Origin of the sequence: Pseudomonas sp. (assembly GCF_028293835.1) — a bacterium.
Lineage (GTDB): Bacteria > Pseudomonadota > Gammaproteobacteria > Pseudomonadales > Pseudomonadaceae > Aquipseudomonas.
Genome location: NZ_JAQGNX010000156.1, coordinates 1 through 15,677, shown reverse-complemented (window position 1 = coordinate 15,677; position 15,677 = coordinate 1). Strand labels below are relative to the sequence as shown.

Annotated in this window: 12 protein-coding genes; 6 read left to right on the top strand and 6 right to left on the bottom strand. The window is 57.9% G+C overall.

Annotation, left to right across the window (positions count from 1 at the left end; genetic code table 11):
* Positions 1 to 37: 37 nt before the first annotated feature.
* Positions 38 to 2,221, bottom strand: a complete 2,184-nt coding sequence (gene uvrD / locus JWR17_RS21025; RefSeq protein WP_299834449.1) for a DNA helicase II — start codon at positions 2,219 to 2,221, stop codon at positions 38 to 40.
* A gap of 244 nt (positions 2,222 to 2,465) precedes the next feature.
* On the opposite strand from uvrD, the gene JWR17_RS21020 reads away from it, so the two are divergent.
* The 3 genes from JWR17_RS21020 to JWR17_RS26395 all read left to right on the top strand — a co-directional run bounded on the left by JWR17_RS21020 (position 2,466) and on the right by JWR17_RS26395 (position 6,035).
* Positions 2,466 to 4,502, top strand: a complete 2,037-nt coding sequence (locus JWR17_RS21020; RefSeq protein ID WP_299834448.1) for an EAL domain-containing protein — start codon at positions 2,466 to 2,468, stop codon at positions 4,500 to 4,502.
* 219 nt (positions 4,503 to 4,721) lie between these two features.
* Complete coding sequence (hexR, locus tag JWR17_RS21015; protein ID WP_299834446.1) at positions 4,722 to 5,588, top strand: transcriptional regulator HexR; 867 nt, start codon at positions 4,722 to 4,724, stop codon at positions 5,586 to 5,588.
* Between the two features lie 201 nt (positions 5,589 to 5,789).
* Complete coding sequence (locus JWR17_RS26395) at positions 5,790 to 6,035, top strand: PA3496 family putative envelope integrity protein (protein ID WP_366944185.1); 246 nt, start codon at positions 5,790 to 5,792, stop codon at positions 6,033 to 6,035.
* On the opposite strand, the gene JWR17_RS21005 is transcribed toward JWR17_RS26395, so the two are convergent.
* On the bottom strand, positions 5,974 to 6,939 hold the full coding sequence (locus JWR17_RS21005; protein ID WP_299834444.1) for a LysR family transcriptional regulator: 966 nt from the start codon (positions 6,937 to 6,939) through the stop codon (positions 5,974 to 5,976). The genes JWR17_RS26395 and JWR17_RS21005 overlap by 62 nt on opposite strands.
* A gap of 203 nt (positions 6,940 to 7,142) precedes the next feature.
* On the opposite strand from JWR17_RS21005, the gene JWR17_RS21000 reads away from it, so the two are divergent.
* A complete protein-coding gene (locus JWR17_RS21000) occupies positions 7,143 to 8,558 on the top strand; it encodes an acetyl-CoA carboxylase biotin carboxylase subunit (protein WP_299834442.1) in 1,416 nt (471 codons plus the stop codon).
* A 9-nt stretch (positions 8,559 to 8,567) separates the two neighbouring features.
* Positions 8,568 to 10,376 carry a sodium-extruding oxaloacetate decarboxylase subunit alpha gene (gene oadA / locus JWR17_RS20995; protein ID WP_299834440.1) on the top strand — a complete coding sequence of 603 codons (1,809 nt, stop codon included), beginning with the start codon at positions 8,568 to 8,570 and terminating at the stop codon, positions 10,374 to 10,376.
* Between the two features lie 204 nt (positions 10,377 to 10,580).
* Here oadA and JWR17_RS20990 read toward each other — a convergent pair whose 3' ends face one another.
* Genes JWR17_RS20990 through JWR17_RS20975 form a run of 4 tightly spaced genes read right to left on the bottom strand, consistent with a single transcriptional unit; the run spans position 10,581 to position 15,382 of the window.
* Positions 10,581 to 13,553, bottom strand: coding sequence for an autotransporter domain-containing protein (locus JWR17_RS20990; protein WP_299834438.1), 2,973 nt, complete (start codon positions 13,551 to 13,553; stop codon positions 10,581 to 10,583).
* 57 nt (positions 13,554 to 13,610) lie between these two features.
* Entirely contained in the window at positions 13,611 to 14,285 is a 675-nt protein-coding gene (locus tag JWR17_RS20985; RefSeq protein WP_299834437.1) for a GNAT family protein, read from the bottom strand.
* 16 nt (positions 14,286 to 14,301) lie between these two features.
* Positions 14,302 to 14,748 carry a GNAT family N-acetyltransferase gene (locus JWR17_RS20980; RefSeq protein WP_299834435.1) on the bottom strand — a complete coding sequence of 149 codons (447 nt, stop codon included), beginning with the start codon at positions 14,746 to 14,748 and terminating at the stop codon, positions 14,302 to 14,304.
* A gap of 10 nt (positions 14,749 to 14,758) precedes the next feature.
* Positions 14,759 to 15,382 carry an FMN-binding negative transcriptional regulator gene (locus JWR17_RS20975; RefSeq protein ID WP_299834434.1) on the bottom strand — a complete coding sequence of 208 codons (624 nt, stop codon included), beginning with the start codon at positions 15,380 to 15,382 and terminating at the stop codon, positions 14,759 to 14,761.
* Between the two features lie 89 nt (positions 15,383 to 15,471).
* Between JWR17_RS20975 and JWR17_RS20970 the strand changes: the two genes are divergently transcribed.
* The coding region (locus JWR17_RS20970) for a GntR family transcriptional regulator (RefSeq protein ID WP_299834432.1) at positions 15,472 to 15,677 on the top strand (206 nt) is incomplete at its 3' end.

Below are 15,677 nucleotides of genomic sequence, written 5' to 3'. Positions count from 1 at the left end.
AGTTGCTCCTGCCGACTGAGGATCCGGATCAGCCCCTTCAAATCGCTTCCAGCTTGGCATAGCCCATCATCAGCCATTTACTGCCTTCGTCGAAATTCACCTGGACCCGTGCCTGAGCCCCCGCACCTTCGAAATTCAGAATGACGCCTTCGCCAAATACCGAATGCTGCACCCGTTGGCCCAGGCTAAACGCGGTCTCAGGAATGCCGGTGCCATTAAACAGGCTGCTGGTGCCCATTTTCTGCACGCCGCCGAACGGCCGGCTAACGCTGTTTGACAACCGGACTTCCTGAATCAATAGCGGCGGAATTTCCCGGACGAAGCGCGAAACCTTGTTATAGGTCTCGGTGCCATATAAGCGACGGGTCTCGGCGTAGGTCATCACCAGCTGTTGCATGGCGCGGGTGATGCCGACGTAGGCCAATCGGCGTTCTTCCTCAAGGCGGCCGGGCTCCTCCAGGCTCATTTTGTGGGGGAACAGGCCTTCTTCCATGCCCACCAGGAACACATACGGAAACTCAAGACCTTTAGCGCTGTGCAAGGTCATCAACTGCACGCTGTCTTCATGTTCCTCAGCTTGCGTGTCACCGGCTTCCAGCGATGCGTGGCCAAGGAATGCCGCCAGCGGGGACAAGTCGGCGTCCTCTTCGGCGTTTTCGAAGTTGCGCGCGGCGCTGACCAATTCCTCAAGGTTTTCTACCCGAGCCTGGCCTTTTTCGCCTTTCTCTTCCTTGTGGTAATTAATCAGCCCTGACTGCTCGATCACCGTTTGCGTCATCAGATGCAACGGCATTTCCATAACTTTAGCCGACAGGTTCTCGATCAGCTCGACGAACCCGCTTAGGGCGCCAGCTGCGCGACCGGTCAGGCCTTTGTTGGCGATCAGTTGGCGCATGGCTTCCCACATCGACACATCAGCGTGACGGGCGTGTTCACGAATGGCCTCTACGGTTTTTTCGCCAATGCCCCGCGCCGGAACGTTGATCACCCGCTCCAGCGCCGCGTCATTGCCTCGGCCGTCGAGCAGGCGCAGGTACGCCATCGCATTCTTGATTTCAGCACGCTCGAAGAAACGCTGGCCGCCATAAATCCGATACGGAATGCGCTCACGCAGTAATGCTTCTTCCAATACCCGCGATTGGGCGTTGGAGCGGTAAAGAATGGCGATGTCGCTGCGCATCAGGCCTGTTTTCAACGCGCTTTCGATGGTCTCGACCACGTAGCGCGCTTCGTCATGCTCGTTGAACGCTGCATACAAATTGATCAGCTCGCCGTCACCGCCATCGGTCCACAGCTCTTTGCCCAAGCGCCCGCTGTTGTTGACGATCAGTGCGTTGGCAGCCTTAAGAATGCTCGCTGTGGAACGGTAGTTCTGTTCCAGACGGATGGTTTCGGTGTCCGGAAAGTCTGAAGAGTATTCGTGAATATTTTCGATTTTCGCGCCGCGCCAGCCGTAAATCGACTGATCGTCGTCGCCCACCACCATCAAACTGTCGCCACCTTGGGCCAGCAGACGCAGCCACGCATATTGCACGGCGTTGGTGTCCTGGAATTCGTCGACCAACACGTGGCGGAAGCGACGCTGGTAATGCGCCAATAAGCCAGGGTTGTCGCGCCACAGGTCCAGCGCGCGCAGAAGCAACTCGGAAAAGTCGATGACGCCGGCCCGCTGACAAGCGGCCTCGTAGGCTTCGTAGATGGCTTTCATGGTGGTCAGGAACAGATCGCCGCTGGCCTGAATGTGTTTCGGGCGCAGACCTTCGTCTTTCTGTCCGTTGATGAACCACTGGGCCTGACGGACCGGCCAGCGTTGTTCGTCCAGGCCCATTTCGCGCATCACGCGCTTGACCAACCGTTGCTGGTCATCGCTGTCGAGAATCTGGAAGTTCTGGTTCAGGCCGGCTTCCTGCCAATGCGCCCGCAACAAGCGGTGCGCCAGGCCGTGGAAGGTGCCAACCCACATGCCGGCCGGACTGACATCCATCAGTTGCTCGATGCGGTGGCGCATCTCGGCAGCGGCTTTGTTGGTAAAGGTCACCGACAAAATCGAGTGAGAGGAGGCCTGCTCGACCTGGATCAACCAAGCGATGCGGTGCACCAGCACACGGGTTTTACCGGAACCCGCGCCGGCAATGACTAACTGACGACCCACGGAGGCAGCTACGGCCTGACGTTGGGCATCGTTGAGGGAGTTCAGTAAAAGAGAGAGATCATCGCGCATCAGCGCATTCTAGGGTGCTGCGCCAAGTCGGGCAAACCAAGCTTTGCATTAGCCGATAAATGTACACCAATGATGACCGGTTAGTCCGGTCTGCAAGCGGCGCCAGCTATGGCTGAGCCATCTGAAGCAAGGCGTCCGGGCCGACCGCCGGGCGGTTTTTATGATCTGCGACAGTTTGGTCTATCGAACAGCTTGTGTATGCTCCGCCAACGTTCGAGGCTCAACCATTATAAGAATATTACCGATGACCTCTACTTTCAGCTCCTCGGGCGCCGACATTGCGACTCGACGAGTGATCAGTGAGCAATTTGCCACGCAAATTGCCGCTGAGCGCACCCGACTGCTTTACCAGGGTTCGCTATGGCCAACCCTGTTCATGTTAATCAACGGATTGGTTTGCAGTTGGCTGCTCTGGAGTCCACAGCGCTATTTGCTGATCAGTATCTGGCTGGGGTGGCTGACCACACTGGTCATTCTGCGCGTCATGCAAGTGGCGGCGTTTAATGCGGCTGAGCCGTTGCGCCAGGCACAGCCGATCTGGCGACGCATGTTTTTACTGGGGGCGGCCGTCAGCGGACTGACGCTTGCCAGCGCTGCAATCGCTTTGGTTCCTACCGACAGTTTTGTCGAGCAGGCCTGGGTGTTTGGCCTGATGGGCGCTGCCACGTTGTCGGCCAGTGTCGCTTACGCGGTGAGCATGCCTGCGTTCCTTACCTTTGCCCTGTCGTGCCTGCTGCCGGCGATCATTTGTCTGTTTATCCAGGGCAGTGAGCTGCAACAGGGCTGGGCATGGCTTGCCTTGATTTTTTTGGTCGGGTTGCTGGTGGTGGCGGTGCAGACCAACCGATTGATCCGTCGCGGCTTGTTGAGGCGGTTTGAGAACCAGGCGCTTATCGAACATCTGCAACAGGCTCAGGCTCGGGGCGAGCAGCTTAATCAGGCGCTGGCGCGGGAGGTTGAGGAGCGTATGCGCTACCTCACCCACTACGACGAGCTGACGGGGCTGGCTAACCGCGCGCTGTTTACGGAACGCCTGCGCGAAGCCAATCAGCGCGTGCGTCAGGGCGGTCGGGGTCTGGCCTTGCTGCACATCAATCTGGACCGTTTCAAGCTGCTCAACGACAGCCTGGGCCATGAAACTGCCGACCAGTTGCTGCGTCAGGTCGCTCGACGGCTAAGCGCTGCGTTACCCGAGGCTGATACCATTGCGCGGTTGTCGGGGGACGAATTTGCTGTGTTGCTCGACCCCTACGGCAATCTGTCCAGCCTGGCGCGGGTGACCAGCCGGTTGTTGGCCAAATTGCGCACACCACAGCTGATCGACGGGCAAGAGTTGGTAATCAGCGCGTCGATCGGGATTAGCCTGCTGCCTGGCTCGGCCCGAGAGGTTTCGGCGCTGGTCAGCCAGGCAAACATGGCCATGCAGCATGCCAAACACGTGGGCGGCAATAATTTCCAGTTTTATACGGACAGCCTGCAGGCCGACAATTTGGATCGTTTTCAGCTGGAAAACCAGCTGCGCAAAGCCATCGAAGAAAAGCAGTTGCAGGTGTTTTATCAACCGAAACTCTGCCTCGCGACGGGTCGTTTGAATGCCGCGGAAGCCTTGGTGCGCTGGAAGCATCCGACCCTGGGCATGGTGCCGCCGGGGGAATTTATCGGGCTGGCGGAAGAAACCGGGTTAATTGGCCCCATTGGCGAGTTTGTATTGAGGCAGGCCTGTTGGCAGGCGCGTGAATGGCAGCGTCAGGGGTTGGAGCCGATTCGGGTATCGGTCAACGTGTCGGTCCATCAATTGCGCCAAGGCAAGCTCGTCAGCTTGGTCCGCCAGGTGCTCGAAGAAACCGGGCTCGAGCCGCATTACCTTGAGCTGGAGCTTACCGAAAGCCAACTCCTCGACAGCGTTGAGCACATCATCGCGACCTTCCATCAATTGCGTGATCTGGGCGTGAAGTTGGCCATTGATGACTTCGGCACAGGTTATTCATCACTGAGCTACCTCAAGCGCTTCCCGGTGGATTACGTGAAGATCGATCAAACATTCATTTGTGGTCTGGGCGAAAGCACCGAAGACGCGGCTATCACACGGGCAATCATTGCAATGGCCCATGGCCTGAAGCTGAAAGTCGTCGCTGAAGGCGTGGAAAACCAGGAGCAACTGGCCTTCCTCAAAGATCACCAGTGCGATGAAGTGCAGGGCTACCTGATCAGCCGACCGGTGGAGGCACAGGCCGTTGCGCAGTTGTTAGTGGAATGGGGTTCACGCGCAATCCCCCTGTAGGAGCCAACGTGTTGGCGAGAGGGCATCGAGCCGAGATGCTGCGCGCCGGACAACCCGCCTCGCCAACAAGTTGGCTCCTGCAGATATTCACAAAACCCGGATACTGGTATGTGAGACGTTTCGAGTTTCCAAGCGTTTAGCTGTGCGCCCCGCAGGTCATGTAGTATAACTACAAGAAAACTACAACACGGCCAAGCCGCCCTAACCGAGTCCACCCCTTTGAATCTGTTGCAACACATCGGCCAGTCACGCCATTTGCTACGTAAGTCGGAACTCAAGGTTGCCGACCACGTGCTGCTGGACCCTGCGGCCGTGATGCACAGCTCCATGGCTGACCTCGCGCACAGCGTGGGCATCAGTGAACCGACCATCGTGCGCTTTTGCCGCGCCATTGGTTGTACCGGTTTCCAGGATTTGAAACTCAAGTTGGCGCAAAGCCTGGCCGCAGGGGCCAGCTTTGGTCAATTCGCGATCCATGAAGACGATTCTGTCGCCGATTACAGCCTGAAGATTTTTGACACCACGCTGCACACGCTGATGGAGGTTCGTGAAAATCTCGATCCCCACGCGTTGCAATCGGCGGTGACCGCCATGGCCGCCGCCCAGCGTGTCGAGTTCTACGGCTTCGGTGCGTCTGGCGCGGTTGCCGCCGATGCGCAGCACAAGTTCTTCCGTTTGTTGCTTACCGCTGCTGCCTATTCCGATCCGCATATGCAAGCCATGTCGGCCGTCACGCTCAAGCCCACCGACGTTGCCATTTGCATTTCCCAGTCCGGGCGCTCGAAAGACTTGCTGATCACTGCGAACCTGGTGCGTGAAAGCGGGGCCACGTTGATTACCCTGTGCCCGAGCCAGACGCCGTTGGCTGAATTGGCCAGCATCAACCTCGCCATTGATGTTCACGAAGACACAGAGATCTATACGCCGCTGACGTCTCGAATCGCCCACCTGGTGGTGATTGATGTGCTGGCAATGGGCGTCGCCATGGCCCGTGGTCCAAGCCTGGTCAACCACTTGAAAAGCGTCAAGCGCAGCCTGCGTAGCCTTCGCCTGTCGCCAAAATCAGCCAAGCACCTGGATGACTGATCTGTAGGGCACCGCATTCTCTCGATCTGTAGGAGCCAACGTGTTGGCGAAGCGGCGGATCAGATAAATCCCTCGCCAACAAGTTGGCTCTACAGAAACTGCTCCCGCTTAATTGTTCATCATCCTGTCACCTGATCGCCGCGTAATCGTCATTGCCAACGCTCATGCTCTAGCTCCCGAACACGTGATGGGAGACAGGACATGCCTCGGCACTACGATGAATCACAGCAGCACGCCACCACCGCGACCGCTGCCCATACCTCCAAAAACACCCGTCGGCAGCAGGAAGATCAGCGCCGCATGGAATTCCGGCGCGCCATCGAGAGTTATTCCGAGCAGCGACAATTGGCTCAGGAGCTTTCTGACTATTTCGATCTGGGGCCGATCAATACCGTGTGGCAACAACCTGCGGAAGAGTCCCGTCGAAACGCTCAACAAGCCGGCTGATCTGTGCACGCTCAGCGCGGATGAACCCCAGAAACGCCCGTGCGACCGGCGACAGCGGCTTGTCCTTGGCCTGCACTACGCACCAGCTGCGATACAGCGGCAACTCGGCCACCGGTAGCTCACGCAGCATGCCGGTGGCCAGTTCCAGGCTTAACGCATGGCGAGTCAGCATCGCCAGCCCTAGACCCGCGACCACGCTTTCGCGCTGGGCTTCGTTCGAAGACACCTCGAGCGTGTGATTGAAATGCACGCGCTTCTCTTTGAAGTACTCCTCACAGGCTTTTCGCGTGCCGGAGCCGGGTTCGCGGATCAGCAGCGTATACGGTTCCAGATCTTTCAGGGTCAAGGTTTCGGCTAGACTCAGTGGGTGATCGGGCGGCGCCACCGCGACGATGGGATTGTTGAGGAACGGCATGAACTCCAGGCCCATGTCCTGGGGCACCATCGACATAATCACCAGGTCATCCCGATTGTCCGATAACCGCCGAATCGTTTGCGCACGATTAACCACCGTCAGGTTCAGGATGACGTCAGGGTATTGCCGCTTGAACGCGGCAAACAGATGCGGCACGAAATACTTGGCGCTGGATTCAATCGCTAGTTTGAGCTGGCCTTGCAACGATCCCTGCATGTCGGTCAGTTGCATATCAAGATTTTCCAGCCGGCCAAAAATGTCGCGACTGGCGGCCTTGAGCGCTTCGGCGGCCTCTGTCAGGTAAAGTTTTTTGCCAACGTAATCGAACAATGGCTGACCAATTAGCTCTTCCAACTGGCGAATTTGCAGGCTTACGGCGGGCTGCGTTAAAGACATTTCCTCGGCTGCGCGGCTGTAAGACTTCAAATCGCACACTTCATTGAAAATTCGTAATTGGCGCAATGTCATACGCATCAATGACTTACGCATTTTTCCTGCCTTTTCTCAACTCCGATAAGAACGACTATAAGGTTTTCCTTATACACATCTCAAATTTAACTGATTTTTATTAATTCTCCTCGCGGCTTAGGGTAGGTTCCGTATGCGACTGCACGCAGTATGCGGTCACACGCCGAACGGCTCAGCCGGTTCGTCTGTACTTACGGTCGAGGCTTATCAGTCGAGGAATGCCAGTGATAACAAAAATCCTGATCGCCAACCGCGGTGAAATTGCTGTCCGTATCGTGCGTGCTTGCGCCGAGATGGGCATCCGCTCGGTTGCGGTCTATTCCGACGCCGACCGTCATGCGCTGCATGTTAAACGCGCTGACGAAGCCCATAGCATTGGTGCCGAACCGCTCGCGGGTTATTTGAACCCGCGCAAGCTGGTCAATCTGGCCGTGGAAAGCGGTTGTGATGCGTTGCACCCAGGCTACGGTTTTCTCTCGGAGAACGCCGAACTGGCGGATATCTGTGTCGAACGTGGGATTAAATTCATTGGTCCATCGGCAGAAGTAATTCGCCGGATGGGCGATAAAACCGAAGCGCGCCGCAGCATGATCAAAGCCGGTGTGCCGGTGACGCCGGGCACCGAAGGCAATGTTGCGGATATCGCAGAAGCGCTTGTAGAAGGCGAGCGCATTGGATATCCGGTGATGCTTAAGGCCACCTCGGGCGGCGGCGGCCGTGGCATTCGCCGCTGCAACAGCCGCGAAGAACTGGAGCAAGCCTTTCCCCGGGTAATCTCGGAAGCGACCAAGGCCTTCGGTTCGGCGGAAGTGTTCCTCGAAAAATGCATCGTTAACCCCAAGCACATCGAAGCGCAGATTCTCGGCGACAGTTTCGGCAATGTGGTGCACCTGTTCGAGCGCGACTGTTCGATTCAGCGCCGCAACCAGAAACTGATCGAAATCGCCCCTAGTCCACAGCTGACCCCTGAGCAGCGCGCCTACATCGGCGACCTCTCGGTGCGTGCGGCCAAAGCAGTGGGTTACGAGAACGCCGGTACCGTGGAGTTCTTGCTCGCCGAGGGTGAGGTGTACTTCATGGAGATGAATACTCGGGTGCAGGTGGAACACACCATCACCGAAGAAATAACCGGCATCGACATCGTCCGGGAGCAGATCCGTATCGCCTCCGGCCTGCCGCTTTCGGTCAAGCAGGAAGACATTATTCACCGTGGCTTCGCCCTGCAATTTCGGATCAACGCTGAAGACCCGAAAAACAATTTCCTGCCGAGCTTCGGCAAGATCACCCGTTATTACGCGCCCGGCGGCCCCGGCGTGCGGACCGACACGGCGATCTATACAGGCTATACGATTCCGCCGTACTACGATTCGATGTGCCTGAAATTAATTGTCTGGGCGTTGACCTGGGAAGAGGCCATGGACCGCGGCCTGCGCGCCCTGGATGACATGCGCTTGCAGGGGGTCAAGACCACCGCAGCGTATTACCAGGAGATTTTGCGTAACCCGGAATTTCGTAGCGGTCAGTTCAATACCAGCTTCGTTGAAGCGCACCCGGAACTGACCAACTACTCGATCAAGCGCAAACCCGAAGAGCTGGCCTTGGCCATCGCCGCCGCCATTGCCGCCCACGCGGGCCTGTGAGGAAGTCTCATGTCTAAGAAGATTTTTGTAACCGACACCATCCTGCGTGACGCCCACCAATCGCTGTTGGCGACCCGCATGCGCACCGACGACATGCTGCCGATCTGCGAAAAGCTCGACAAGGTTGGCTACTGGTCGCTGGAAGTGTGGGGCGGCGCGACCTTCGATGCTTGCGTACGTTTTCTGAAAGAAGACCCGTGGGAGCGTTTGCGCCAGCTGCGCTCGGCTTTGCCAAATACGCGTCTGCAAATGCTGCTGCGTGGCCAGAACCTGCTGGGTTACAGGCATTACAGCGATGACGTGGTGCGGGCTTTCGTGGCCAAGGCTGCGGACAACGGGATCGATGTGTTCCGTATTTTCGATGCGATGAACGACGTCCGAAACCTTCGCGTGTCGATTGAAGCGGTCAAGGCTGCTGGTAAACATGCCCAGGGCACCCTCGCTTACACCACCAGCCCGGTTCACACCATTCAGGCGTTTGTGGCGCAGGCCAAGCAGATGGAAGCCATGGGCTGCGACTCGGTGGCGATCAAGGACATGGCGGGCCTGCTGACGCCGTATGCCACAGGTGAGTTGGTCAAAGCGCTGAAGGCTGAGCAATCACTGCCGGTGTTCATCCACTCCCACGACACCGCTGGCCTGGCTGCGATGTGCCAGCTGAAAGCCATTGAAAACGGTGCCGATCACATCGATACCGCGATCTCCAGTTTCGCCTGGGGCACCAGCCATCCAGGCACCGAATCGATGGTCGCCGCGCTCAAGGGCAGCGAGTTCGATACCGGTTTGAACCTGGAGTTGCTGCAGGAAATTGGTTTGTACTTCTACGCAGTGCGTAAGAAATATCACCAGTTCGAAAGCGAGTTCACCGCCGTCGACACCCGCGTGCAGGTTAACCAAGTGCCGGGCGGGATGATTTCCAACCTCGCCAATCAGCTTAAAGAGCAGGGCGCGCTGAACCGCATGGCCGAAGTGCTGGCTGAGATTCCTTTGGTTCGTAAAGACCTGGGCTACCCGCCTTTGGTGACGCCGACGTCGCAGATAGTGGGCACCCAGGCGTTTTTTAACGTACTGGCAGGCGAGCGCTACAAGACCATCACTAACGAAGTGAAGCTTTACCTCCAGGGCGGCTACGGTAAAGCGCCGGGCGTGGTGGATGAAAAACTGCGCCGTCAGGCAATTGGTAACGAAGAACTGATCGACGTGCGTCCAGCTGACTTGCTTAAGCCGGAAATGGTCAAGCTGCGGTCGGAAATCGGCGCTTTGGCCAAGTCTGAAGAAGACGTGCTGACGTATGCGATGTTCCCGGACATCGGACGCAAATTCCTCGAAGAGCGCGAAGCAGGGACCTTGAAGCCTGAAGAGCTGTTGCCCATCCCCGAAGTGGGCGGCGTCAGTAAGCCGGGCGGAGAGGGCGTACCGACCGAATTCGTAATCGACGTACACGGCGAGAGCTACCGGGTAGACATCACCGGTGTTGGCGTCAAAGCCGGCGGCAAGCGCCACTTTTACTTGTCCATCGACGGCATGCCGGAAGAGGTGGTGTTCGAGCCGCTCAACGAATTCGTCGGCGGCGGGATCGGCAAGCGTGCGCAAGCCACCGAACCGGGCCACGTAAGCACCACGATGCCGGGCAACATCGTTGATGTACTGGTCAAAGAAGGCGACGTGGTCAAAGCAGGCCAAGCCTTGCTGATCACCGAAGCCATGAAGATGGAGACGGAAGTACAGGCCACCATCGCAGGCAAAATCACGGCGATCCATGTCGCCAAAGGTGACCGCGTCAACCCTGGCGAAATCCTCGTGGAAATCGAAGGCTGATTCGATACCCGCTTAACTGTTTACTCTGGGGGGAGCACTCGTGGCTCCCCTTTTTTTATTGCGCTCAGTTCAATCTGTAGGAGCCAACTTGTTGGCGATATCAGCAGCATCGCGGGCAGTCATATGAACCGCGTCGCCTGTCTAGCCAACAAGTGTCTCCTACAAAAAGTTTGAATATGCCTGGGGTTGCGCAGGATATTCGGCTTAAAAGCTCATCTGCCATTGCCCCATCAACCCATGGTTGCGGCTGTTGCTGCCCAGTTCGCCGTTGTAGCCGACGCTTAGGGTATGGCGGGCGGAGAGGCCGATGTCCAGGCCGGCTTCGACCATCAGGCTATCCCGGTCCAGAGCGTTGCCTTCAACGCTGAATGCGCTGCCGCCGAGGACGAAGGCTTGGCGGGTCTCGCTGTCGACATCGCCGTACACGTGGCGGCAGCCGAGGCTTGCGCGTGGGGTAAGGCTGATGCCGTTCTCCAGCTGGTTGAGGTGCGCCATGCGCAGACCGAAGGTGCTGCTGATGTTGTCTTGGGTTTGCGCGTCGACCTGCAAAGACGCTGCGCCGCCTTTCTCGGTATAACTGTCGCGGTGGTAGCGCTGATAGCCGAGGTTCGCAAAAGGCTCGGCGCTGAGTCGACCGCTGCCCAGCGCATAGCCTAGCTCAACGAATGCCTGCTGGCTGTTGGCGTCGTAATCACCTTCTGGCCGATCATTGAAGCCGTTGAAGTCGACGCTGCGTTTGCTCTCGCCATCGTGCTTGCTATAAGCGGCGCCCAAGCGCAGGGCCAGCGGACCGCTTTGGCGCATGGCATAGGCACCCACGTGCCAGCTGTCAACAGTGCCGTCGGCGCCGGTGCTGTCCAGATCAGTCTTCGAATAACCGCCGACCACGCCCAAACGCCAGCTCGGGGTCAATGCCCAGTCGGCGCCGAGCAGGCTGCCACGGGTGCGTTGTTCCAGGCTGCTGCTGCCATGCTCACCGTCGAGCTTGCCGTAGCTGCCGATGCCTTGCAGCCACAGTCGGCCTTGGGCGTTGGGGTCATTCAGGTTCTGCGCGCCACCGGGTACGCCCGTAGCGGCGAGGGCCGGGGTGCGTGCCTGATCGAGGCCGACCAGCAGGCCCGCGCCGCTGCCCATTTGCTGCATGGCGGCGAGCATGCTGCCGCCCACTTGAGCACTGCCGGCCAAGGTTGCACTGCTCAGGCTGGCGTTGCTGCTGCCAGCCAATTGCTCGATTGCCGAACCCGCGCTGCCTGCGCTGGTATTCAGCAGGGCGTTGTACAGCGTGTTGTTTTTGCTCAGGGACGCCAGGCTGCCGGCCGCCCGACCACCGTTGGCTGTGCTGGCGTAATCAGTGAACGCGACGTCATTGCGGGTATAGGTCAGGTCAACTTTTTTCGGATCGTACGTCAGCGTCGGAGTCAAAAACGCATAGTCGCTGCTGACGCTGCCAAATTTACCGCTGATGTTGCCAGCTTCGAGCACCGTGTAGCTGCTCTGCCACGGATACGCGTTGCTGGTGGAGTTAGCATTCACCACCAACGACGCGCCATTGAGATTAGCGTTGCCAGCGACATGGACCGTCGCGCTGCTACCATCCGCGTTGGCGCCGAAGGCCAGCGTCGAGCTGCTGCCCATGTTCAAGTCGCCATTGACCCTGGCTGCACCGAGTACGGTATTGGCGAGCAAGGTGCCGTTGATGTTTAGAGCGCCCACCGTACCACCGCCTGCATACACAGCGCCTTGATCGACGGTCATGGTGCCGGCGATTGCGCCTTGGTTGATCAGTTCTGCGCCACCGAGTACCGAACCACCGATGCTGAAATCGCCACTGCCGGTCAGGGTCCAGACGCCCTGACGAACTTGCAGTGATTCGAAGTTCTGGCTGGCGCCGAAGCTGCCGCCCAGAACATCGTCCATGATCAATGTGTCGGTGCCGCTACCGCCGTCCACCAGCCCGCTGAAACGGCTGCCGTTGCGCAGGGTCAAGGAGTCGTTGCCGCCGCCCAGGTCCAGGGCCAAGCCATTGCTGCCGCTGATGAGGCCGGCGTTGATCATCTGATCGTCAAACTCGCCGACGAACTTGACGCCAAACCCGTCCAGGCCGCGAATGGTTCCGTGGTTCTCCAGATAAGTAGCGCCAACCCCGGACCCACCGCTGCCATCATCGACCAGGATCCCGCTGTTGGCGCCGCTGATCATTGCGCTCCTGGCGTTGAAAATGTAGCCGCCGCCAGCCGCGATACCCTCGCTGCCATTGGCAAAGCCATTTTTATCGACGCCACTGGCACCCACGCCCTGAATGGTGCCGTAGTTCTCTATATGGCCGATTAGATCGATGTCCACGCCATCGCCATCACCGTTAGGTTGCAGGCCGTTGTTGGCGCCTGTGATGGTGCCGTAGTTGATAACCGTGCCACTGCCATCGGAACCAAAGCCGGAGCCGTTACGCCCGATCACCGTGCCAAAGTTGCTCAGCGTTGCGCCGAGGTCAGTGGTAATGCCATGGCGCCCGCCGGAAATCAGTCCGTAGTTAGTGACGCTGACACCTGTAGCTGAATCAATATCGATGCCGTCGAATTTATCAGTGTCGACCTTCGAATCACCTGTAGAGATCTCGCCATAGTTAGTGATACTGGCATTGGAACCGGTCTTCATACCGTCGCTGAGGTCGCCTCGGATCAAACCACCTTCGCGGTTGATAATCGTGGTTTTCACATCGACGCCGCGCACGGCATCAAGGTCCAGGCCTTGGCCGGTCAACGAATGAATGGTGCCACTGTTGTCGATGACGAGGGTGCCGCCGGGGATGTTGCTATTGATCCGGATGGCATCGTCGAAGCCTTCAATCAGGCCGCCCGCACGGTTGGTGAGGGTGTAATTGCGCGCCTGTGTTTCATCACCGCTGCTGTCAAAAGCCCGGCCACCGGTTGAAATAATTTTGCCTGAGTTGTCCACCACCACGCCCGCACCACTGGTGGTGCCCTTAAAACTGACCGCCTTGCCACTGACCGTGACGCTGCCGGTCGACAGCGTCGTCAGTGAATCACTGCCAGCAAGCTCTAAGCCCGTAGTCGTCGGCTGAGAAATGACTAAGGTTTGCGCAAACGCAGGCAGGGCGGACCCTGCAGAAACGATGAACGCTATAGAAAGCGCAAGGCGATGCTTAGAGCAATACATTTCAGACGGCCTTATTTGTAAACGAGCCGTCTTATATAGCGGTTAGTTATGACAGATTCATAACGACCGAAATGATTCCAGTGACTTTAGTTGCTGCCCGTCGTGGAAGTTTTCGATGGCCAGCCAACTTTCGAACGCGTGCTGCAGTGCGGGCCATTCGCTGTCCGTTATCGAGTACCACGATGTGTCGCGGTTGATCCCCTTGACCACCATGTGCTGGCGGAACGTGCCTTCGAACTTGAAGCCAAATCTCTCAGCCGCCCGTTTAGAGCGTTGGTTGCTGTCGTTGCACTTCCATTCCAGACGGCGGTTGCCCAAGGCAAAGGACTCTTTAGCGAGCAAGTAAATGGCCTCAGTGCCTTTGGCGGTGCGTTGCATCGCTGCGCCGAACGTCACGTGGCCAATTTCGATCCGGCCATGGTCAGGCACGATGGACATCAGGCTCAGGCAACCGTTAACCACGCCGGTTTCGCGGTCGATCACGGTGTAAAACCATGGATCGCTGGTGGACGCATTGCCGCTCAGCCATTTATCGAAATCGGCGCGTTGGGTGAAAGGGCCGTAGGGCAAATAATCCCACAGCTTCGGGTCTGAATTCGGACCTTCCAACGCTGCCCACATGCCATCGCCATGGCGAGCCGGGTCAAGTTTTTCGAGACGAATAAAGCGCCCTTCAATGGGTTTGGCGTTCGGCAGTTTGGCAGTTTGCCAATGCAGTTCAGCGGTCGACATGAGCAAAATTCCAGAACTAAAGCGGTTTACGAAATTGGATAAAACCGGGACGTTCAGCGATGCGTTCATACAGCTGGATCGCCGTGGCGTTGGTTTCGTGGGTCAACCAATGCACCTTGTCGCAGTTGTTGTCGCGGGCGGTGGTGTAGACGTACTCGATAAGCTGTCTGCCGACGCCAGTGCCGCGTTGCTCTGGAGCGACAATCAGGTCTTGCAAGTAACACGCGTTCTTGATGCTCCAGTTTGAGCGGTGGTAGATGAAATGAACCATGCCTATGGCTTGGTCCGCGTCCCAGGCCAGGGCCGCGTTGGTTGGTTCGCTTGGGTCAAGGATGCGCTGCCAGGTGACATCGCTGACGCTGTCAGCCAGCTCGGTCTTGTAGAAGGTCAGGTAAGCCTTCCACAAAGGTAGCCACGCCGCGTGATCCTTCTCCGTAACGGCGCGAATCTGAATGTCGGTCATCAATGGCTCCTTAGCGCATCAGTTGGGCGAGTTCATTGTCATTGGGCGCAGCGCTAGCGGCGAGGCCATCGCGAACGCCTGCAATGTCGGCGGCGTTGCGATTCTGGTTGAGCTTGCGCTTGCCTTCCAGGCGAGTGATGGGTACGGAGAAGCCGACAATAGCACCGAGCATTTTGTCGATGTATTCCTTAGGCGCATCGTCAACCGCCCACGGTTTGGCGCGCCCGGCCTCATGCTTGTCGGTCAATGCGCTGACCAGGCTAAGCAGGCGCTGTGCATCGTGGAACACCTCGGGTATGCCATAGGCATGGATGGCGAGGAAGTTCCAGGTCGGCACCACCTGGCCGTGCTCGGCTTTGCTGGGATAGAACGAGGGACTGACGTAGGCATCCGGTCCCGCAAAAATCAGCAGCGCCTCGGCGCCATTGGCCAACTCCTGCCATTGGGGATTCGCTTTAGCCAAATGTCCGTGCAGCGTGCCGTTCGGCCCTTGTTCAGGACTAAGCAGCAGGGGCACATGGTTCGCCAATAAACCACCCGTGCCATGGGTGACCAGAACGGCGAGGCGCGTGCCTTCGATTTGCTGGTGCAAGAGGGCAAGGTCCTCTTCTTTAAACGCGCTGGGTACGTACATGTGTTTTTCCTTGGCTGATGGCTAAATCTTAGGCAGGCTATTGGTTGGTTGTAAGAGCCATTAACGCTCAATTTCGTAGGGCCAATTTCATGACTTTTAACGCTCCAGGCTTTCCATTCAACTTGGCGGGTATCGAACTTGATCGCGGTCGCGGGTTGAGCCGTCAGCTTTATCAAATCCTGCGCCAACGTATCCTTGATGGAAGCTTGAGCAGCGGCACTCGATTGCCAGCCAGACGGGACTTGGCCGGTTCGATGTCGATCTCGCGAAATAGCGTAATGCGCGCCTACGATCA